The organism is Natronorubrum marinum, assembly GCF_052040125.1.
In the GTDB taxonomy this organism is placed as follows: Archaea; Halobacteriota; Halobacteria; order Halobacteriales; family Natrialbaceae; genus Natronorubrum.
The window spans coordinates 612,516-631,375 of sequence record NZ_JBPPFV010000003.1; the positions used below are offsets into that span (position 1 = coordinate 612,516).

Below are 18,860 nucleotides of genomic sequence, written 5' to 3' on the forward strand. Positions count from 1 at the left end.
CTCACAGGACCACCCCGGCGACGGCGATGCCGACGAGCAAGAAGGCGACGCCGAAGACGTCACCGACGGTCGTCACGACGGGGCCGATGACGTTGTCCGGGTCGAGTCCTCGACGATAGCCCTTGAAGATCACGGTGAGTAACACCCCGAGCATCGCGAACGCCGACAGGAGCGCGGCGACGAACAGGATGATGACGAGTTCGAGCAGGCTTCCGCCCCGACCGAGCGCGAGCAGGATGCCCCACGCCAACACCGCGATGAAGACGGAGACGATCAACCCGTTCAAGAACGAGGCGACGACGGCGTTCCGCAGGCGGTCGTTCCACTCGAAGTGAGGATCGATCAGTCCCTGGTGGAGTCCGCTCGAGAGGCGTGCGCCGAGCGAGCCGTAGACGCCGCCGCGCGTCGCGAGAAATGCGGGGAGCAAGAGCAAGATACCGGGGACGCTTTCGATCCCCTCGCGCATGGTTTCGGTGCCGAGCAGCGTGCCGGCGAACAGTCCTGCCACGAGACTGACGAGGATAACCGGCAACGCCTGTCTGTAGACGTCGGCGGCGGAGTCGTGGCCTACCATCTGTCCGTACGTGACGCTACGGCACATTAGTTTTCGCGATTGTATCCGCACGAGTGAGGAAGTACAGCTTCAGTCGTACACTCGCCGTCGAGTGTCCGTCTCGGCGGTTTCCGAACTCGTTCGAATCAGTCCGGGGCGACCACGACAGGCGTTCGGTTGTGGTCGTTCCGTTGACCGCCGATGTTGAACGTTCGATGAGGGGTTCCGGTCGTCCAGTTCGGCTGGCGTCCCGACGGCTCGGTATCCGTTTGAGTGGCGTCAGCGGTTGCCGATCGCTCGACTGTCGAACCGAACGACGGTAGGGTGTTCACCGAAGCGAACCACGCACTGGCTCTCACCGCGATACAGCGGTCACAGGAGCACTGCCTGGGCCAGTCCGAGGAAGACGAAAAAGCCCAGCACGTCGGTCGCGGTGGTGATGAAAATCGTCGCGGAGGTGGCCGGATCGTAGCCGATGCGGTCGAGCAACAGCGGGGTAATCGCCCCAAAGAAGCCCGCGATCACCAGGTTTGCGACCATCGAGACCCCGATAACGGCGCCGAGCAGGATGCCGAACTCACCGAAGGAGAACGCGATCGCGATGACGGCGACGAGCGCACCCGTGATGAGTCCGTTCGCGGCGCCGGCGATGACTTCGTTAGCGACGACGCGCTTGCCGGTCTTGAGCGACACCTGGTCCAGAGAGATCCCCCGGACGGTGACCGCCATCGCCTGCGTTCCGGCGTTGCCACCCATACCGGCGACGACCGGCATGTAGGCTGCCAGAATCGCGACGGCGGCGATCGTCGACTCGAACAACCCGACGACCGCGGCGGCCATAAACGCCGTTCCGAGGTTGAGGATCAGCCATTTGTATCGCCGCCGAACTTTCTCCACCGGCCCGTCGAGGACGCTCTCCTCCTCGGCGACGCCGGTGAACTCGTAGAGGGTTTCGCCGGCGGCCTCCTCGATCATCATCAGCAGGTCGTCGGCGTGGATGACGCCGAGAATATCGTCATCCTCGTCGAGCACCGCGACGTTCCGCTCGCGGTTCTGTCGGAACACCTCGAGTACGTCTTCGTCGTCTCGGTCGTACCGGATGTGTGGCGTCTCCTGGACGTAGTCTGCGATCGTCTCCGTCTCTCGGTCGGCCACTGAGAGCGCTGCCCCCGGAAGCTCACCAAGGAGCGTCCCCTTGTCGGTGACGAAAATCGTCGGCACCTGTCCCGTTCGATCCTCGAAGCGCCGAATGCGCTCGACCACTGCGGGGAAATCCCGGGTTTTGTCGACGGTGACGTAATCGAGGCTCATCAGCCCGGCCGCGCTCTCGGGGTTGAACGACAGCAGAAAGTTGATCTTCTCGCGGCGCTCGCTGTCGAGCGTCGCGAGGACGGCCTCGCGGGTCTCCTCGTCGGCGTATCCGAGGACGTCGGTCACTTCGTCCGGATCGAGCCGATCGATGAAGGTCTCCAGCTCCGAGCGGTTCAACTCCGCAACGAGTGGTTCCCGAACGTTCTCCGGAAGCGCAAAGAACACGTCGCGCCACTCGTCCCGTGGCAACGACGTAAACGGATCCGATGGATCCGAAGACATCGCGATTGTTTCCTGTACGTCCCGTATCTGACTGCTCATACGCTGGAACTATAGAGGGGACACTAAACGATACCGGAGCCGTCACCGGCTTCTCGATCTTCTCGCGTGTCAGCTCTCGACGCCTCGCTGTCGCTCGTCATTCCGTTGTTCGATACCTCGTCGGTCTTCGGCACTCCGGGTAGCCACCCCGTCGTCTCTCGGCACCTCGTCTGGCCGCCGTCCCAACCCTGATTACGGAGCCATCCCAGTTCAGGGGTAATGCGCGAAATCTCCTACGAGCCCCGGAACGTCCGGAAGACGCTCGTCGAACTCAAAGACTCCTCGGAGCTCGCGATCGATCTCGCCTACTCTGCCGTGCGCTACGACGACGCCGATCTCGCCGACGAAGTCGTCGAACTCGAGGCCCGGGTGAACTACCTGCAGTATCACAGTCGAATCGCCCTGATGCTCGCCGCGAAACGCGCCGAGGAGGCCGAACGCCTCGTCGGGCTCTTTCAGGTCGCCTCGAGCGCCGTCCGGATCACCGAGGCCGCGGGCGACGTTGCCCGAATCGTCCTCGAGGAAGACGGCGTTCCGGCCGCGTTCGAACACGCTTTCCCGGACGCCGACGAGCGACTCGTTCGGACGACCGTCGGCGAGGACTCCGACTTCGCCGGGAGCCGATTGCGGGACCTCGAACTCGACCTCGAGGAGGGCGTCCGACTCATCGCGATCCGACGCGACGGCGAGTGGGCGTTTGCGCCCGACGGTGGCGACCAGTTGCAGGCGGGCGACGTCATCGTCGGTCGCGGTCCACGCGATGGGATCGAGACGGTTTATCGACGGGCGACCGGCGAGGCGTTCCCGGCCCCGACCGAGCCGCCGGAGACGACCGACGACCTCGAGCGCGCGGCCGATGCCGTCGTCGAACTCAAGGACATGGCCGAACTCGCCGTCGGGCTGGCCTACGGCGCGGCCCGATTCGACAGCGACGAACTCGCGCGGGAGGTCATCTCGCTCGAGGAACAGTCCGACGTCCGGAAGGCCGACCTCGAGACGTGGGTTATCGAAACCGGCGGGGACTGGAACGCCGACGAGCTTCGGGGACTGCTCCACCTCGCGGCGGCCTCCGAGGCGATCTGTGACGCCGCCGTCGACATCGCCGAGGTCGTCCTCCGAGACGTCGAACTGCCGCCCGTGTTCGGCGCGGCGCTCGAGGACAGCGAGGAGGTCATCGCGGCCGTGACCGTCGTCGCCGGGAGCGATCTGGACGGGACGACGATCGCAGACCTCGAGTTCGAAGAGGGCGCGGGCGTGGTCGTCCTCGCGATCCGTCGGGGTGACGGCAACGGGTGGACGTTCGATCCGACCGGGGACCTGGTCTGTGCAGCCGACGACTCGCTGCTCGTTCGCGGCCCGCCCGTCGGCGTCGATCACCTGCGCGAACTCGCCGGTGACGGGGCCGGGTTCGCGTAATCGGATTCGATCGATCGTCACGCAGTCGTGCGGGTCTGGTCGTGCTCTCGTGCGAGTTTGCTCTCACTGCCGTTCGATACCCTCTCGCCGCGTGGTCTGGGGCGTGCTCCACAAGAGATATAATCGCCTCCGAACGTGCTCGCGTATGGACTTTCCCCGTCCGCTTCCCCTCCAAACGACCGCTGCGGCCCTCTTTCCCGGCACGACCGTCCACTACGCCTACCGAACCGGTGACTCGCTCGCGACCGTCGTCGAACGCACCGATCGCTTCGTGACGTTCGTCGGCGCGGAGTGCGACGGCCGGTTCACCCACGAGCAGATTGATCGACTGATCGACGACGGGCGGCTCGAGGTCGTGCTCGACGACGAGCTGCACGTTCCGGACCACGAGATTCCGAAACTGCAGTCGTCGGAGTAGGGTTCTCGAGCGATCCGCGGCTCGCTCTTTTCTCGTCCGATCCTCGGGTGGACGCGAGGTGTCGTAGAACGGTTCGCATACCTTCTCTACGATTACCCGGTGAACGGTAGGTACGGTGTGTATGCAGCGGCGCAGGTCAATTACCGATCGGATTCGGCAGCGGTCTCGAGTGGAGCGGGCTGGGTAGAGAGATGCGTATCCTTGAACCCGGATTCGAACTTGAGCCCATAACCGAATAATCGGTCAGCGCCGATGTGTCCGGCCCAAATCAGTGCAATGAGAAGGGCCAGTGGAATAGTAGCCCAGAATCCGAGCGCTCCGAGAGCAAGCGGTAATGTGTACGTATGGACGACATTGTAGCTCAGACTCCCCAGTCGAGGGCCAGCGAGATATGCGACCATTGATAGGTCCGGAGCCAGTGCAAGGATGACCAGCAGCCAAATCGGTCCGTCGAGCGTGAAATAGCCCCCCAAAGCGATACCCAGAACCATCAGTCCTTCAATACGTAAAATTGTTCGCGGTTCCATAGTCACCCCTTCTATGCGCGACATTGAAAATCCGGAGATCGTGGTACTCATACGCACGTGTAGTGAACGGACAGCAGTCCAAGTCGAGCGAGAAGACGGCCATTGCTTGTGACGGAACCGATCACTCCTCGCCGGGAATGATGTCGCCCAGCGAGCCGCCGATTGCCATCGCGGTGAAGACCACGGACACCTGACAGAGGTTGACCCAGGGCTCGTTCCACGCAACCCGGCCCCACAGCGTCATCATCGCCGTCGCCGTCACGAACGCGATGCCCAGGACCCACACCGGTCGGCGCGGCACGAGGCCGAAGTAGGGGTTGTGGATCTGGACCTCGCGGAAGTCGGCGACGTAGAGGATGCCGACGACCAGCGAGACGGCGAGTGCGATGTTGACGGCGAAAAACGCCGGGGTCGTCGCGAGGAACGCGCCGATGTCGATGACGCCGTCCTCGACGAGCATCGGGAGTCCGATGATGACGCTGCCGACGAACGCCTCCGCCTTGTCCTTCCCGGTGAACTGCGTGATCACCCGGTTGACCACCCCGTTGTGTGAGAGTCGGTCGGCCAGTCGCATCGTCCGTCGGACCTCCGTCCGCTCGTCGGGATCGTCGACCGTCTCCGCCAAGGTCTCGAGTTGCTCGTAGAGATCGTCCAGCGTCGGATCGTCGGACGTCCCTTCCGATCGTGACATTGCCGAGTGCTCACACCAGGGCGGCTAAAGTTCGTCGGACTGCGCGTCTGCGTGACAGCTATCGTACCGGTTTCGGACGAGACGGTCTACGTATCGGTCAGCGAACCGGACCCTGTGTCCGCGTAACAGGAACCGGTACCATTTTGCAGTCAGGGAGGGCATGATCCAGTATATGAAACACGTACAGGGACCGCTGTGTACGGTCGACGTCGGCGCACGAACGAGCGAGACCGAGGACATCGACGATGTCCTCGAGTCGTTCCTCGGCGGGCGTGCGCTCGGTACGAAACTGGCACACGACCGCGTCCCGTTCGACGTCGACCCGCTGGGGGCCGACAACCGCCTCTACTTCGCGACGGGGCCGCTTCAGCACTCGACGATGAGCTTCACCGGCCGAATGTCGGCGACGAGCGTTTCGCCGCTGACCGACGGCCTGCTCTCCTCGAACGCGGGCGGGTTCCTCTCGCGAAACTTCACCGGGACGGGCTACAGCGCCGTCGAGATCACCGGCGCGAGCGACGACCTCGTCATCGTCCACGTCACCGACGAGGGCGTCGAGTTCGAGGAGGTGCCGGATCTCGAGGAGGCAACGGTGCCCGAGACCTGCGAGTACATCGAGGACGAACACGGTCTCGAGAACGAACACACGGTCGTCATCGGGCCCGGCGGCGAGAATCAGGTTCGCTTCGCCTCGATCATGACCTCGAAGGAGCGCGCGTTCGGCCGCGGCGGCCTCGGTGCGGTCCTCGGCGCGAAGAACGTCAAGGCGATCACCTTCGACGGCGACTCGACCAACGAGATCGAGATTCCGCCGGTCCAGATGGAGATCCACGGCGAGGCCGCCCAGGCCGAGCACCCGATGAAGGAGTCGGGAACGACCTCCGTCACCGAGTACGCGAACATGGTCGAAGCGCTGCCGACCCGCTACTTCTCGGAGCTGTCGTTCGAGGGTGCCGCCGGCATCGGCGGCGACGCCGTCGCCGAGAAGAAGTACAAGAAGGGGACCTGTTCGGCCTGTGCCTTTGCCTGCAAACTCCCCACGAAAGACGAGGAGTCGGGCGTCGTCACCGAAGGCCCCGAGTACGAGACCGTGATGGCCTTCGGTTCGAACTCGGGCATCGACGACGTCGTCGACGTGATGAAGTCGAACAAGCTCTGTGACGACCTCGGACTCGACACGATTTCGGCCGGCGACGCCGTCGCGGCCTACCTCGCCAGCGAGGACGAGTTCGGTAACGCCGACCTCATCCACGAGACGGTCGAGAAAATCGCTTACCGAGACGGGATCGGCGACACGCTCGCGGAGGGCATCGACGAGTTCCACGACGAACTCGGCGTCGAGAACTGGACCGTCAAGGGGATGGAGTTCCCCGCCCACGACGGCCGCACGCTGAACGGACAGGGACTCGCCTTCGCCACCTCGAACCGCGGCGCCGACCACATGTACGCCGAGTTCTATCCCTACGAGTACCCGCTCGTCGACGCCGACGACGCCTTCGACAAGGACGGCCTCGAGAACAAGCCGCCGAAGGTGATCGAACTCGAGAACGTCAACGTGATCAAAGACAGCGGCGTCCTCTGTAAGTTCTCCCGGGACTTCGTGACGCCCGAGCGCCTCGAGACGCTGCTTGACGCCGACTACGAGGAACTCCTCGACCTCGGCGGCGAGGTCGTCAGCCTCGAGCGCCACTTCAACAACCAGCGCGGCTTCGACCGCGGCGACGACGCGCTGCCCTACGAGATTCCCGACTTCGATCAGGGCCTCACGGAGTACTACGAAGAACGCGGCTGGAACGACGACGGCACCGTTCCCGACGGGCAGTTCGGCGGCGATACGGCCGCCCCGGCGGACGACTGACCGGGATCCGACGGCGCCGATCCCGATCCCGGCGCCGGTGCGGTCGTGCGGTCGTTTTCTTCGACTCGCGCGTTCGGGACGATCACTCCGCGGCGGGCCCGGCCGTCGGCGCGTTCGCCGTGCCGGTCCACGCCCACGTTCCCGCGATCGTCACCGAGAGTGCAGCCGCGAATGCCACGGTGAGCCACAGGCTCCGGCCGATACCGTACCACTCCGCGAGGACGCCCACGACGGCGGGCGCGATCGCGATCCCGGCGTACGTCGCGCCGGCGGTCAGGGCGGTGAGGGGCCCGCTGTACGCCGGTGCGGCCTCGACGGCGTACGCCGACAGCGTCGGGAATCCGCTGGAGAGTCCGGCACCGGCGACGAAGACGGCGAGAAATAGCAGCGGGCCGGTGATCCCGGAGAACGCGAGCGCGAGCGCCGGAATCGCGGGTAGCGTCGCCGCGAACAGCAATGCCAGGTGAGGAACCCGTTCGACGACGACCGTGTAGCCGGCCCGTGCGGGGACGTACGCAAGCAGGTACGCCGACAGCAGCAGGTTGGCCGTCGCCGTCCCGTAGAAGCCGCTCGCGTAGTAGGCGAGCCAGGTGAACACGATTCCCTCGACGCTTCCGACGAGGAACATCCCGGTACAGGCACCGACGACGGCGGGTCGCCGAAGCAGGGCGCGAAGGGCGTCTCGAGAGATCGATCGTTCGGCGTCCATCGCGGGGAGATCGACGCGGCCCGCGACGACGACGACCGGCACGAAACAGCAGGCGATGACGAGGAAGACGACCCGCCAGTCGGCGACGGCGAGCACCGCGCTGACGAGCTGCGGGCCGAGGACCGCACCGATCGCCCAGACGAGCGCGTAGGCGGTGAAGATCCGCCCGCGTCGGGCGGTGTGCAGGTGGCTCAACACGACCCGGTCGAGGCCGCGAAACACCCCGGCCGCCGCCCCCTGTGCGAGCAGCGCGACCAGAAAGAGCGCGTACAGCGGCGCACCGGCCATCAGGACGAGTGCGATACAGACGCCGGTCACGCCGAGGAGCAGGGTCCACCGCATTCGGAGTCGGCCGGCGAGGACGCCGGTCGCGACGACGGCGACGACGAAGCCGACCGTTCCGGCGGGTGCGACCAGCCCGAGCGCGGCCTCGGAGACGCCGAAACTCGACTCGAGGCTGGCGAGGAGCGGTCCGCGGGCTTGCATCGCCATCGCGTCGCCGAAGACGAACAGAAAGATCGCTGCCGTCCAGATGCGGGCCCGGTCCATATCTGCTCTGCCGTCCCGCGGATAATGACGCTGGCCATCTCGACCGACGCGCTCCGACCGTCTGGCCGACGCGTGATTGGGTCGCCGTCCCAGTCAGTCGCGACCGGAACGGCGACGAACGGGTGTTCTCACCGCCCGCATCGCCGGCTCGAGTCGCACCGCTGGACTATCGGATCGGGACCAAACTGTGAAGCCGATTCGCGGTGTAGCCGTCGCCATCCGTGCCATGTCTATTCAAACCACGCATTCGTCCGCCGGGGACCGGTTCGACTCCATCGTCGAAGTGCTGGCGAAAGCCAACGAGCCGAAAACGGGGGACGAACTGGCCGGAATCGCCGCCGAGTCGGACGCCGAACGGGTCGCCGCCAAACGTGCGCTGGCCGGGATGCGTCTCGAGACGCTCCGCGAGAATCCCGTCGTCCCGTCCGAGGAGGACGAGGTAACCCGAGTCATCCAGGACGCGGTCCGAGAGCCGATCTACGAGGAAATACGGGAGTGGACCGTCGCCGATCTCCGCGAATTTCTCGTGGCCAGCGAGACGGGCGACCGCGAGATCGCGGCGATCCGTCACGGACTCACCAGCGAGATGATCGCCGCGGTGACGAAGCTTATGTCGAACATGGACCTCGTGCTCGTCACCTCGAAGCTGGAGGTGACGGCCCGCTGCAACACGACCGTCGGCGAGGACGGCACCCTCTCGTTTCGACTCCAACCCAACGACCCCGCGGACGATATCGACAATATCATCGACGCGACGCGGGAGGGACTGGCTTACGGTGCCGGCGACGCCGTGATCGGCGTCAACCCGGTCACGGACACCGTCGAGACGACGACGCGGATTCTCGAGGCGACCCACGAGTTCATCGAGGAGTGGGACGTCCCCACGCAGAACTGCTGTCTCTCCCACGTGACGACCCAGATGGACGCGATGCGGGAGGGTGCGCCGGCCGACCTCGTCTTTCAGAGCCTCGCCGGCACCGAGACGGGTAACGACGAATTCGGTGTCGACGTCGACCTCCTCGACGAGGCGTACGACCTCGCCCAACGTCGCTGTACCTCGTCTGGACCGAACGTCATGTACTTCGAGACGGGACAGGGCGCAGAGCTCTCAGGTGACGCCCACCACGGCGTCGATCAGCTAACCCTCGAGGCCCGCTGCTACGGCCTCGCGAAGCGGTACGACCCGTTCCTCGTCAACACCGTCGTCGGCTTCATCGGCCCGGAGTACCTCTACGACGGCCAGCAGGTCATCCGCGCCGGCCTCGAGGACGTGTTCATGGGCCAGTTGCACGGCATCTCGATGGGGATCGACGCCTGCTACACGAACCACATCCAGGCCGACCAGAACGACATCGAGAACCTCGCCGTGCTGCTCGCCGCGGCGGGGACGAACTACTTCATCACCGTCCCGATGGGCGACGACGTGATGTTGAACTACCAGTCGAACAGCTATCACGACGCCGCCGCGCTCTGGGAACTGTTCGACCTCGAGCCGACGGCGCCGTTCCGGGACTGGCTCGCCGACACGGGGCTCTGGGAGAACGGGCGACTGACCGACCGCGCGGGCGATCCGACCATCTTCACGTGATCATGGCATCCGATTCAAATCGCACTCACGACGCCGATTCGACCGGCAAATCCGAGCAGTCAGACGACCGACGCGACGAAACGCTCCGGCGCATCGTCGACCGAACCCCCGCTCGGTTGGGCGTCGGCCGCGCCGGCCCGCGACCGACGACGGCGTCGCTCCTCGAGTTCCGTGCGGACCACGGACTCGCGCGCGACGCCGTTCACTCGCGGGTCGACGAGGCCCTCGTTGACGACCTCGGGCTGGTACAGTTACGGACGCAGGTCGCGGACACGGACCAGTATCTGGCCCGTCCGGACCTCGGCCGGGAACTCGCCGACGAGAGCCTCGACAGGCTCCGAGACGAATGCGAGCACGCGCCCGAGGTCCAGCTCGTCGTCAGCGACGGGCTCTCCTCGACGGCCGTCGAGACGAACGTCCCGGAGCTGTTGGCGGTCCTGCGGGACGGCCTCGCCGACCGCGATCTCGAGGTCGGGACGCCGGTCTTCGTCGAGTTCGGACGCGTCGACGTGATGGACGCCATCGGCGAGGAGCTCGAGGCCGACTGCTGTATCAATCTCGTCGGGGAACGCCCGGGTCTCAGAACTGCCGAGAGTTTGAGCGCGTACCTCGTCTACGGGCCGGAACGTGGGCTGCCGACGGCGAAAAAGTCCGTCGTCTCGAACATCCACGACGGCGGGCTGCCGCCGATCGAAGCCGGCGCGGAACTCGTCGACCTGATAGCCGAGATGCTCGAGCGGAAGGCCAGCGGGATCGACCTCCGCGACGACGACCGTGAGTTCACGACGTAGCGGGGGCGGTCGCCGTGGCTGACGCCCGGCGAACGCTCACCAGCATCGGCGTCGACGTGGGGACGACCACGACGCACGCGATCGTCAGCCGACTGCGAGTCGAGACGCCACCGGGCGGTGCCGCCAGTCCCGAAATCACGGAGCGCGAGATCGTTCACCGGGGGACGGTTCGGGAGACCCCGCTGCTCGATTCGGAGACGATCGACGTCGACCGCGTCGCCGCGTTCGTCGACCGCGAACTCGAGGTCGCGGGCGTGACGGCCGCCGACATCGACACCGGCGCGGTCATCGTCACCGGCGAGACCGCTCGCCGGGAAAACGCCGAACCGCTCGTTCATCGACTGGCCGCCGACAGCGGCCAGTTCGTCGCCGCGGTGGCCGGCGCGTCGCTCGAGGCCGTCCTCGCTGGTCGGGGCTCCGGCGCGGCGGCTCGCGCCGCCGAGACGGGTGGGCTGGTCGCCAACGTCGACGTCGGTGGGGGGACGACGAACGTCGCGATCTTCGATGGGGCTGGGGCCGGAAATAACGGGACTGCTGTCCGGGAGACCCGTTGTCTCGACGTCGGCGGTCGACTCGTCACGTTCGACGATCGGCGACGCGTCGGCTCCGTCTCGCCGCCCGCCCGAACGCTCGTCGAGGCGCTCGAGGTACCCATCGCGACGGGTGAGTCACCGACTGCGGATGCGCTGGACGACCTCGCGACCGCGATGGCCGACCTGGTCGTCGACCTCTGTGCGGGACCGCCGTTCGACGACCTCACTCGCAGCCTCGCGATCGGTCCGCTGCCCGACGAGTCGCTCGAGTTCGACGGCGTCGTCTTCAGCGGCGGCGTCGGTCGACTCGTCGGCTCGCCACCGGAGGATCCCTTCGCCTATGGCGATCTCGGCGGTTCGCTGGCCGCTGCGCTCGCGGATCACGCGGTCGTTCGATCGTGGCCGGTACTCGAGGCCGCGGCGGACATTCGAGCGACCGTCGTCGGCGCCGGGACGGAGACGACAGCCCTCAGCGGCCGGACCGTCTCGCTCGAGCCGTCGGCGCTCCCCCTTCGAAACGCGCCAGTTGTGGCGGTTCCGGCGGTTTCGGAGCGTTCGGGCGAGGCGCTCGAGCGGCGCTTCGAAGCGAGCGTTTCGCGGCTGCTCGAGCGTCACGATCCCGACGAGGTCGACGCGGTCGCGCTCTCGATCGACGACGTCGGGCCGCTCGCGTACGACCGGCTGCGAACGATCGGCGACGCGCTCGTGCCCGCGCTCGAGGCGCTTTCGCCGTCGCTCCCGGTGGTGGTCCTCACGCGGCAGAACTGCGCGAAGGCGCTCGGACAGGTGCTCCGCAGGCGAACGGATCGCCCCCTCCTCGTCCTCGACGAACTCGTCGTCGGCGACGGGGACTACCTCGACGTCGGCGAGCCGATGCCGGGCGGCGAGAGCGTCCCCGTCGTGGTGAAGACGTTGGCGTTCGGGGAGTAACGTCGGGCTTTGTCCTCCTGACGGACGTACAGTAAAGCGGGCTCTACCGACGCTTGCGCGCTTCGTCGCCGTCGTCTCGGCTCCCCCAGTCGCCCTCGCGACCGCCCCACTCCTCCTCGTTCGCCTCGTTCCGGTCGCTCGTTCCCTCCCAGTCGTCGGTGCCGTTCCAGTCTGCGTCGTCGGGGTCCGGCCGGTCGTCGCCGCGAGACCGCAGCGGCGCGTCGTCTGCTCTCGAGGGGTGGATGTTGAAGTTGTGCCCCCGGTAGGGATCCTCTTCCGGCTTGTAGTCGAGTTCGCTGCGCTCGAAGAGGTAGATGAAGAAGCCGAAGATGGGGATGCAGAACGTGATCGCGGCCCACTTCTTCGGGGGCTCGAGGCCGACCTTCCCCGCGTCGTAGTAGGCGAACGCCGTGAGGGCGAGGTGCCAGGCGAGCGGGATGCCGACGATCGCCGCCAGCAGGAGGTTGCTCATGCGTGTTCTTCGGGTTCTGGCTATCTAAACTCCCGGCCAAACTGGGTATTCGGTCGGATCGTTGACGGTGTTTGATTGCCGCTAGAACCGATAGCGGAGGACTCGAAGGTCCCGAGACGTATTGGAACGGTAATGGGCGTACTGCCATCGCTGGCAGCGGTGATTGCCACGTCCTCCCCAACCGATTCACTCACTCACTGCGTTCCTTCGTTCATCTAAAGGAAGACGCTTCGCCTCTTCCCAGCCGCCACTCGCTACCGCTCGCGACGACCTCGCACGGCTCGTTCCGCGTCTCACTATTCGTTCGCCACGGAACAGCGCGCGCCACCGCACGTGGATCACTCTCGCTCCCCGTCGCCGTGTCGTTCACGAGAAAAATAGCGTTCGAACGGGCTGGACTCGATTGAGGTCGAACGCGTTAATTGACGTCGAACTCGATCGCTGCACCCTGTCCGAAGCCGACGCAGAGCGTCGCGAGACCGAGGCCGCCGCCGCGTTTCTGGAGTTCGTGGATCAGCGTGACGGGGAGGCGCGCACCGGAGGCCCCCAGCGGGTGGCCGATGGCGATGGCGCCGCCGTTGACGTTGAAGATCTCGGGATCGATGCCGAGTTCGTCGCGCGAGTAGACCGACTGGCTCGCGAACGCCTCGTTGAGTTCGACCAGATCGTACTCGTCGATGTCGCGGCCGTTGCGCTCGAGCAGCCCCTCGGTCGCCGGCACCGGGCCAATCCCCATGACGGTCGGGTCGACGCCGGCGACGTTGTTCATGCCGACTTCGGCCATGATCTCGAGGTCGTGCTCCTCGGCGAACGCCTCGCTCGTGACGAGCAGCGCGGAGGCGCCGTCGGAGATCTGGGAGGCGTTGCCGGGCGTGACGGTACCGTCGGATTTGAAGACGGTCGGCAGCCCCGCGAGTTTCTCGGCGGTCGTTCCTGGGCGGATCCCCTCATCTTCGGAGACGGTGCCCTCTTCGGTCTCGATCGGGACGATTTCGTCGTCGAAGCGGCCTTCCTCGGTCGCTTCCTCGGCGTTCTGCTGGCTGCGGGCGGCGTACTTGTCCTGTTCTTCGCGGCTGACGCCGTACTCCTCGGCGACCTTCTCGGCGGTCATTCCCATCTGAAGTTCGCCGATGTTGTACATCTCGGCGAGTCGCGGGTGGACCTCCATCGTGTTCTCGCCCATCGGGACGCGGGACATGCTCTCGACGCCGCCGGCGATGACGGCGTCGCGGTTACCCGCCGCGATCGCGTCGGAGGCGGAGATAACCGCCTGCATGGAGGAGGCACACCAGCGGTTGATCGTCGTCGCCGGGACGCCCTCGCCGAGCTCCGAAAGGAGGGCGATGACGCGGGCGACGTTGTTGTCCTGTTCGCCGCGCTGCTGGGCGCAACCCCACATGAGGTCGTCGACCTCCTCGCCGGAGAGACCAGTCTCGGCGAGGATCTCGTCGATCAGCGGCACCGAGAGGTCCTCGCTGCGGACGTCGGCGTACACGCCGTCTTCTTTCCCTTGCGGAGTTCGTACTGCCTTCACCACGACTGGCGTCTGTGACATATCGTAGCGAACATCCCTCACGAACTTAAACCCGGTAGAACTCCTGTACACAGAGCAACTGTTTACGATGGCGACGAGGCTCCTCGACGCGAATTCCGAACGGCTGATCACATCCGTCGACGAGACACACTCGAGAACAACGCTTATCCCGAGTTGTTCGCAATACGCGGTTATGGACGACGACGGACCGAACGCCGCTCGAGTCGACGCCGAACCCGAACCGGCGTCCGACGCCGATCGTGACGCCGAACCCCCCGCCGAATCGAACGCTCAATCCGAGACGCCCGAAACTGACGCCGCTACGAGTGCTGAGGACGCCGCTACGAGTGTTGAGGACGACGGTGCTGTCGCTGCGAGTGCTGACGACAACGCTGATGCCGCGGATACCGACGGCCCGATGCCGAACGTCCCGGATCCCGAACCGGAGGAGTCCGACGTTCCCGAGGACGTCCAGAAGTACGCCCGGTTCACGAAGATGGACGGTGCGCAGTACGACCGGGTCAACGAGTTTCTGCGGGATCGAACCTACATCACCGCCCGCGAGTGGGCCATCGCGCGACTCTGTTCCGATTTCCGCACCGAGACCGGCGTCGAGATGACCAAGATCGGCGAGAATCTGCCCGAACTCGTCCCCTTCATGACCGACACCTACACGCCGCAGGCGGTCAACCAGGCCCGATCCTCCTTCGAGGACAAGGTCCGGACGGCCGGCGCGACCTTCCTCTACGGCGCGATGTGTGACTTCTTCACCGCCGAGGAGCTCGACGACGTCATGTACGAGTCGACCGAGGTTGCCAAATTCCTGCTGGAGGTGGAGGGCGTCGACCTCTCCGTCGAAGACGAACTCGAGGCCGAAGAGCGAATCTCGAGTGTCATGCGCGAGGTGCGTGCGGCGAGCGAGGAGCTGCGGGTGCAGGAAGACGCGGAGTAAGTCGTCCCGCGTTCGCACGTTCGATTCGAAAGGGCGGACCGTCCGTCGACCGCGCGTAAGGGAGTCCCTGTCTACTGTTGTTCGTGAACGAACGATCGGCTCCGCCGGTATACCGCCGGTAACGCGGCGAACGTCGGTCGGCTCGACGCCCACTACGCGAGTCGTCCACGCCGCAGGCGCCGAACGAAGCGTGGCTATTGCCATCCGTAGCGGACTTCCGTCCGCAATCGCTCGAGCGGACTGAGTAATCACGGCACTACGACTGTCTCGCGTTCGACAACGGTTCGTGCGGTGGTTCGTGACGGATCCCGGGTTTCGTAGTCCATTCGATACAATGGACGACCCTCGCACACCGATAGAGTGGATGCCTGCGAATACCACAGAGGCGAACCCGCGTGCGGGCGATGAATCGAGCGAAAAACCAACTAGCGGCGGTGTCACCAGACGTCGGACGCTGCAGCTTGGCAGCCTCGTCGGCGCCGGCAGTCTGCTCGGCGTGACCGGACTCGGAACCGATACCGCGGCTGCGAGCTGTAACCGACCGGATTCGATCGTCCACCTCGACTACGACGACTACGGTAGCTGGGAGGAGATCTACCGCGTGTCGAACGGCGACCCCGACAACATGACGATCGTTTCCGATCCGACGGCGTTCGGAGAGAGCGCCTTGCAACTCCGGGTCAACGAAAACGACCACTGGGGCGTGAGTACGCACTACGACTTCGAGGACGGACTGTTCGAACTCAACGGGCGCGTCACCTTCGCGCTCAACACCAACTGGACGATGGGCGGCCGCAATGCGCCGTCGAACTGTCGGCTCTGGAACTGTGCGATCGCCCGCGGCGAAGGGAGCGCCGGCGGCGGTAACCCCGACGGAACCAACGGCTGGAGTAATCGCATGTACGTCACCGACGGAGGTGGCGGTTCCAATGGTCCGTTCCGTCTCCTCTCGAACACGTACCACATGGGGAACGGCGACGGAACCGGGGATCACGATTACCTCGTCGACGGCGCGGAATACGCGCGGGGATCGCCCGAGATCGAACCCGGCGTGTGGTACGATTTCGAGTACTACGTGTGCGTGAATACGGTCACCGACGGAGAGGCGAACGCCGACGGAATCGTGCGGTACTGGCTCGATGATGAACTCATCTTCGAACGTGAGAACTTCAAGTTCACAGAGGACTACGACGATAACATCATCGACACGAACGGTCCCGTCGGCCACTACGGCGGGCGATACACCGCACCGCAAAACCTCTATGCGTACTACGAGGACCACTCGATGGCGCTCAACGGTGAGTTCGAGTTCGATTCGTGCTGAACAGTTCCGCCTGGCCGGAATAACCGCCGGCCGAGCGGGAGCCGTTCCTCACTGACTCCACTCCCGGACGTCGGATTCCTCGAGGAACAGCGACGGGTCGTCGTGCGAGAAGGTGACCCAGCCGTCGTCCGCCGGCGCGGCGGTCGTCACGTGAAGGAGGAGCTCCTCCGCCCGCAGCGCCGTCTCGAAGACGGCTCGCGAGTCGTCGAGATCGTATTGCAAGGGGATGAACACGGCCGTCTCCGTCTCGTCGTCGCGCTCGACCGCGAGGGCGATCCGTGGATCGGTGTCGGTCTCGGGCGGGCGGTAGTAGACGTCCGCCGTCGTGACGGTGACCTCGCTGCTCTCGATGAGCCGCTCGAGGAACGCGTACTCGTCGGGCGACACCTCCACGTCGAACCCCGTTCGCTCCTCGGCGTCGACCGGTGAGACGGCGTCGGGCTCGAGGACGACTGCGTCCCAGCCGTTCTCCTGGTACTCCTCGGCGATCGCCGTCGCGTCCTCGAGGACGGCCGTCCACTGCGAGTCGGCTGCGTCCGTCGTCATCGCGCTTCCTCCACGGGTGGTCGGACTCGAGTCATACTCGACCCCGACGGCACCGAGACGAAAAACCTTGTCTCATCGCCACGATACCGTCCCGTCGACAGCCCTCAGTCGCCAAATATCGTCCGTTGAACTCGGTGTTAGCCACCGTTGGATCGACTCAGTTGCCGTCGAGGTCGGGTACGGAGTCGACCGTTACGGTCGATCGCACGTCGCCGACGAGGGCGTCCTCGAGCGCCGACCGAACGACCGCCGGATCCGACGGCCCGCCCGCGTCCGCGACGGTGCCGACCGTCTCGGGATCGAACGGCACCGCGAGCGCGTCGTAGACCGACTCGAGAACGGCTGCGAGACCGTCTCGGTTCGAGACCAGGACGCAGCCGGCGACCACGGCGGCGTCCTGCCGAACGCGTTGGGCGATGCCGACGACCTTGCGCCGGCGGCCGTCCGCTCCCTCGAGCGACAGCGAGTGCGTGCCGGGACAGAACGAGTCGTCGGGCTCGCCGCGAACCGGCTCGAGCGATTCGCCGCCGGACTCGAATCCTCGAAGCGCCTCCTCGACGGCGGCGGTGGCGCGTTCGTATCGGTCGTCCGTGCCGCGACGAAAGTCCGCAACCGGCTCCGCGCGGGCGAACGCGAGCGCCGTCTCGCCGTCGTAGGCCACCGCCCGTCCGCCGACGTCGCGATCGACGGGCGGAAACTCGCGCGTCCGAGCGCGCTCGCGAGCCAGTTCGTATCCCTCGAGTCGCTGGTCCCGACGCCCGAACGCGACCTGTCGGTGGGGCGTCCAGACGCGAACCGCGGGCTCGCCGGCGGCGGCCGTCGAGAGCAGTCGCTGTGTCACGTCGCGGTCGGCCTCGATTGTCGCCGCGCGGCCGCGAAATACTCGCATCGGCACGCGGTTGGTCCCGACGGACCTAAACGCTCCCGCTGCGCAGACGGTACTGATAACCGATGGTCGTGACGCTCCCCGAACCGCTGCTGGGGCAGTACAAGCGCTTCTCGCTGTACAACTCACCGTACCCCGCCCACGACGAGGGCTGTGCGATCGATTGCTACCCCGGCACGCTTCGAGACGGCCGCACGACCGAAGCGCCGAGTCCGGTCTCGGGGACGGTCCTCGAGACCAGAGCCGTCCGCGCGCCGCCGAAACCCTACGCGCCCGAGCACGACTATCTGATCTTGGTCGACTGCGACGGCCCCGCCGACCTCGAGGGGCTGACGGCTCGAATCCTCCACGTCGACCCCGCAGTGGAGACGGGACAGCGAGTCGACCGGGGGGAGTCGCTCGGCGAACTCGTCCGCGCGGGCTTTTTCGCCCCGTGGGTCGACAACCACCTCCACGTCGGCTTCCGGCGACCCGATCAGAACCCGCATCGGGCGTCGGGATCGCTCCCGCTCGAGGTGGGCGTCGAGATTCGGCCGCTCGAGTGGGACGGCACCGGAACGGTGGTTTCGACCGGCGACACCTACGCCGTGCTCGACGCGCCGGTCCATCCCGACCCGGGCGAGACGTTCGTGGGGGTTCGGGCCGACGGTGGTGGGGTACTCGACGGTGGCCTGCCGCACTACGACGGCGGCGGGGTTCACGGCCGAGACGAGACGCTCGAGCGCGAGCCGACGCCCATTTCGCTGAACGGCGACCGACTCGGCGTCGCTCGAGGGCGGACGATCGAGTGGGACGACGTCGTCGTCACTGCGAACGGCGAGGCGATCACCGGGCTCTCGCTGTTTTGCGCTCGAGACGCCGACTTCGGGGCGAAGCTAATCTGTCCGGACACGGATTTCGAGGTCGGCGAGGCGGTTCGGGTGCGGGTTCGCTCGAGCGTCGGCGACTGAT

General features: G+C 65.9%; 18 protein-coding genes. 9 read left to right on the forward strand and 9 right to left on the reverse strand.

Translation table 11 applies throughout. From position 1 onward, the window contains the following. Position 1: 1 nt before the first annotated feature. Positions 2-574, reverse strand: a complete 573-nt coding sequence (locus ACSFC5_RS19300) for a magnesium transporter (protein WP_440766847.1) — start codon at positions 572-574, stop codon at positions 2-4. Positions 575-925: 351 nt separating this feature from the next. Then, entirely contained in the window at positions 926-2,185 is a 1,260-nt protein-coding gene (locus tag ACSFC5_RS19305) for a magnesium transporter (RefSeq protein ID WP_440766848.1), read from the reverse strand. A gap of 219 nt (positions 2,186-2,404) precedes the next feature. Between ACSFC5_RS19305 and ACSFC5_RS19310 the strand changes: the two genes are divergently transcribed. Beyond that, positions 2,405-3,601, forward strand: a complete 1,197-nt coding sequence (locus tag ACSFC5_RS19310; RefSeq protein ID WP_440766849.1) for a potassium channel family protein — start codon at positions 2,405-2,407, stop codon at positions 3,599-3,601. Positions 3,602-3,746: 145 nt separating this feature from the next. Then, positions 3,747-4,019 (forward strand): hypothetical protein, encoded by a 273-nt coding sequence (locus tag ACSFC5_RS19315; RefSeq protein WP_440766850.1) that lies wholly within the window; start codon positions 3,747-3,749, stop codon positions 4,017-4,019. Positions 4,020-4,159: 140 nt separating this feature from the next. Here the strand turns inward: ACSFC5_RS19315 and ACSFC5_RS19320 are convergent, their stop codons facing one another. Next, the gene (locus ACSFC5_RS19320) at positions 4,160-4,597 is read right to left on the reverse strand and encodes a DUF4260 domain-containing protein (protein WP_440766851.1); all 438 of its coding nucleotides are present in this window, start codon (positions 4,595-4,597) and stop codon (positions 4,160-4,162) included. A 70-nt stretch (positions 4,598-4,667) separates the two neighbouring features. Next, positions 4,668-5,237 carry a DUF2391 family protein gene (locus tag ACSFC5_RS19325; RefSeq protein ID WP_440766852.1) on the reverse strand — a complete coding sequence of 190 codons (570 nt, stop codon included), beginning with the start codon at positions 5,235-5,237 and terminating at the stop codon, positions 4,668-4,670. A gap of 172 nt (positions 5,238-5,409) precedes the next feature. On the opposite strand from ACSFC5_RS19325, the gene ACSFC5_RS19330 reads away from it, so the two are divergent. Further along, positions 5,410-7,095 carry an aldehyde ferredoxin oxidoreductase family protein gene (locus ACSFC5_RS19330; RefSeq protein WP_440766853.1) on the forward strand — a complete coding sequence of 562 codons (1,686 nt, stop codon included), beginning with the start codon at positions 5,410-5,412 and terminating at the stop codon, positions 7,093-7,095. A gap of 82 nt (positions 7,096-7,177) precedes the next feature. On the opposite strand, the gene ACSFC5_RS19335 is transcribed toward ACSFC5_RS19330, so the two are convergent. Further along, positions 7,178-8,353, reverse strand: a complete 1,176-nt coding sequence (locus ACSFC5_RS19335) for an MFS transporter (protein ID WP_440766854.1) — start codon at positions 8,351-8,353, stop codon at positions 7,178-7,180. A gap of 226 nt (positions 8,354-8,579) precedes the next feature. Here ACSFC5_RS19335 and ACSFC5_RS19340 point away from each other — a divergent pair, with 226 nt between their 5' ends. From ACSFC5_RS19340 to ACSFC5_RS19350, 3 genes are read left to right on the forward strand one after another with little or no spacing between them, the layout of a single operon-like run. Continuing rightward, entirely contained in the window at positions 8,580-9,941 is a 1,362-nt protein-coding gene (locus ACSFC5_RS19340; protein WP_440766855.1) for an ethanolamine ammonia-lyase subunit EutB, read from the forward strand. A 2-nt stretch (positions 9,942-9,943) separates the two neighbouring features. After that, positions 9,944-10,732 carry an ethanolamine ammonia-lyase subunit EutC gene (eutC, locus tag ACSFC5_RS19345; protein ID WP_440766856.1) on the forward strand — a complete coding sequence of 263 codons (789 nt, stop codon included), beginning with the start codon at positions 9,944-9,946 and terminating at the stop codon, positions 10,730-10,732. A 14-nt stretch (positions 10,733-10,746) separates the two neighbouring features. Beyond that, a complete protein-coding gene (locus ACSFC5_RS19350; protein ID WP_440766857.1) occupies positions 10,747-12,195 on the forward strand; it encodes an ethanolamine ammonia-lyase reactivating factor EutA in 1,449 nt (482 codons plus the stop codon). Positions 12,196-12,238: 43 nt separating this feature from the next. Here the strand turns inward: ACSFC5_RS19350 and ACSFC5_RS19355 are convergent, their stop codons facing one another. Further along, positions 12,239-12,667, reverse strand: coding sequence for a PLD nuclease N-terminal domain-containing protein (locus ACSFC5_RS19355; RefSeq protein ID WP_440766858.1), 429 nt, complete (start codon positions 12,665-12,667; stop codon positions 12,239-12,241). A 418-nt stretch (positions 12,668-13,085) separates the two neighbouring features. Next, positions 13,086-14,222 (reverse strand): thiolase family protein, encoded by a 1,137-nt coding sequence (locus ACSFC5_RS19360; protein WP_440766859.1) that lies wholly within the window; start codon positions 14,220-14,222, stop codon positions 13,086-13,088. A 172-nt stretch (positions 14,223-14,394) separates the two neighbouring features. Here ACSFC5_RS19360 and ACSFC5_RS19365 point away from each other — a divergent pair, with 172 nt between their 5' ends. Then, on the forward strand, positions 14,395-15,153 hold the full coding sequence (locus ACSFC5_RS19365) for a DUF5806 family protein (protein ID WP_440766860.1): 759 nt from the start codon (positions 14,395-14,397) through the stop codon (positions 15,151-15,153). A gap of 364 nt (positions 15,154-15,517) precedes the next feature. After that, entirely contained in the window at positions 15,518-16,477 is a 960-nt protein-coding gene (locus ACSFC5_RS19370; RefSeq protein WP_440766861.1) for a hypothetical protein, read from the forward strand. A 48-nt stretch (positions 16,478-16,525) separates the two neighbouring features. Here ACSFC5_RS19370 and ACSFC5_RS19375 read toward each other — a convergent pair whose 3' ends face one another. Both ACSFC5_RS19375 and ACSFC5_RS19380 read right to left on the reverse strand, forming a co-directional pair. Further along, the gene (locus ACSFC5_RS19375) at positions 16,526-17,023 is read right to left on the reverse strand and encodes a DUF7529 family protein (RefSeq protein WP_440766862.1); all 498 of its coding nucleotides are present in this window, start codon (positions 17,021-17,023) and stop codon (positions 16,526-16,528) included. Between the two features lie 157 nt (positions 17,024-17,180). After that, a complete protein-coding gene (locus ACSFC5_RS19380; protein ID WP_440766863.1) occupies positions 17,181-17,912 on the reverse strand; it encodes a lipoyl protein ligase domain-containing protein in 732 nt (243 codons plus the stop codon). Between the two features lie 62 nt (positions 17,913-17,974). Between ACSFC5_RS19380 and ACSFC5_RS19385 the strand changes: the two genes are divergently transcribed. Beyond that, positions 17,975-18,859: a DUF8155 domain-containing protein gene (locus ACSFC5_RS19385; RefSeq protein ID WP_440766864.1), complete on the forward strand. Its 885-nt coding sequence runs from the start codon at positions 17,975-17,977 to the stop codon at positions 18,857-18,859. Position 18,860 lies beyond the last annotated feature (1 nt).

Excerpts from the sequence above, each read along its gene's own strand:
- ACSFC5_RS19335 (WP_440766854.1), bottom strand. The coding sequence starts at position 8,353 with ATGGACCGGGCCCGCATCTGGACGGCAGCGATCTTTCTGTTCGTCTTC.
- ACSFC5_RS19340 (WP_440766855.1), top strand. The coding sequence starts at position 8,580 with ATGTCTATTCAAACCACGCATTCGTCCGCCGGGGACCGGTTCGACTCC.
- ACSFC5_RS19315 (WP_440766850.1), top strand. The coding sequence starts at position 3,747 with ATGGACTTTCCCCGTCCGCTTCCCCTCCAAACGACCGCTGCGGCCCTC.
- ACSFC5_RS19325 (WP_440766852.1), bottom strand. The coding sequence starts at position 5,237 with ATGTCACGATCGGAAGGGACGTCCGACGATCCGACGCTGGACGATCTC.
- ACSFC5_RS19330 (WP_440766853.1), top strand. The coding sequence starts at position 5,410 with ATGAAACACGTACAGGGACCGCTGTGTACGGTCGACGTCGGCGCACGA.
- ACSFC5_RS19365 (WP_440766860.1), top strand. The coding sequence starts at position 14,395 with ATGGACGACGACGGACCGAACGCCGCTCGAGTCGACGCCGAACCCGAA.
- ACSFC5_RS19385 (WP_440766864.1), top strand. The coding sequence starts at position 17,975 with ATGGTCGTGACGCTCCCCGAACCGCTGCTGGGGCAGTACAAGCGCTTC.
- ACSFC5_RS19300 (WP_440766847.1), bottom strand. The coding sequence starts at position 574 with ATGGTAGGCCACGACTCCGCCGCCGACGTCTACAGACAGGCGTTGCCG.
- ACSFC5_RS19355 (WP_440766858.1), bottom strand. The coding sequence starts at position 12,667 with ATGAGCAACCTCCTGCTGGCGGCGATCGTCGGCATCCCGCTCGCCTGG.
- ACSFC5_RS19360 (WP_440766859.1), bottom strand. The coding sequence starts at position 14,222 with ATGTCACAGACGCCAGTCGTGGTGAAGGCAGTACGAACTCCGCAAGGG.
- eutC (WP_440766856.1), top strand. The coding sequence starts at position 9,944 with ATGGCATCCGATTCAAATCGCACTCACGACGCCGATTCGACCGGCAAA.
- ACSFC5_RS19370 (WP_440766861.1), top strand. The coding sequence starts at position 15,518 with ATGCCTGCGAATACCACAGAGGCGAACCCGCGTGCGGGCGATGAATCG.
- ACSFC5_RS19375 (WP_440766862.1), bottom strand. The coding sequence starts at position 17,023 with ATGACGACGGACGCAGCCGACTCGCAGTGGACGGCCGTCCTCGAGGAC.
- ACSFC5_RS19305 (WP_440766848.1), bottom strand. The coding sequence starts at position 2,185 with ATGAGCAGTCAGATACGGGACGTACAGGAAACAATCGCGATGTCTTCG.
- ACSFC5_RS19320 (WP_440766851.1), bottom strand. The coding sequence starts at position 4,597 with ATGAGTACCACGATCTCCGGATTTTCAATGTCGCGCATAGAAGGGGTG.
- ACSFC5_RS19310 (WP_440766849.1), top strand. The coding sequence starts at position 2,405 with ATGCGCGAAATCTCCTACGAGCCCCGGAACGTCCGGAAGACGCTCGTC.
- ACSFC5_RS19380 (WP_440766863.1), bottom strand. The coding sequence starts at position 17,912 with ATGCGAGTATTTCGCGGCCGCGCGGCGACAATCGAGGCCGACCGCGAC.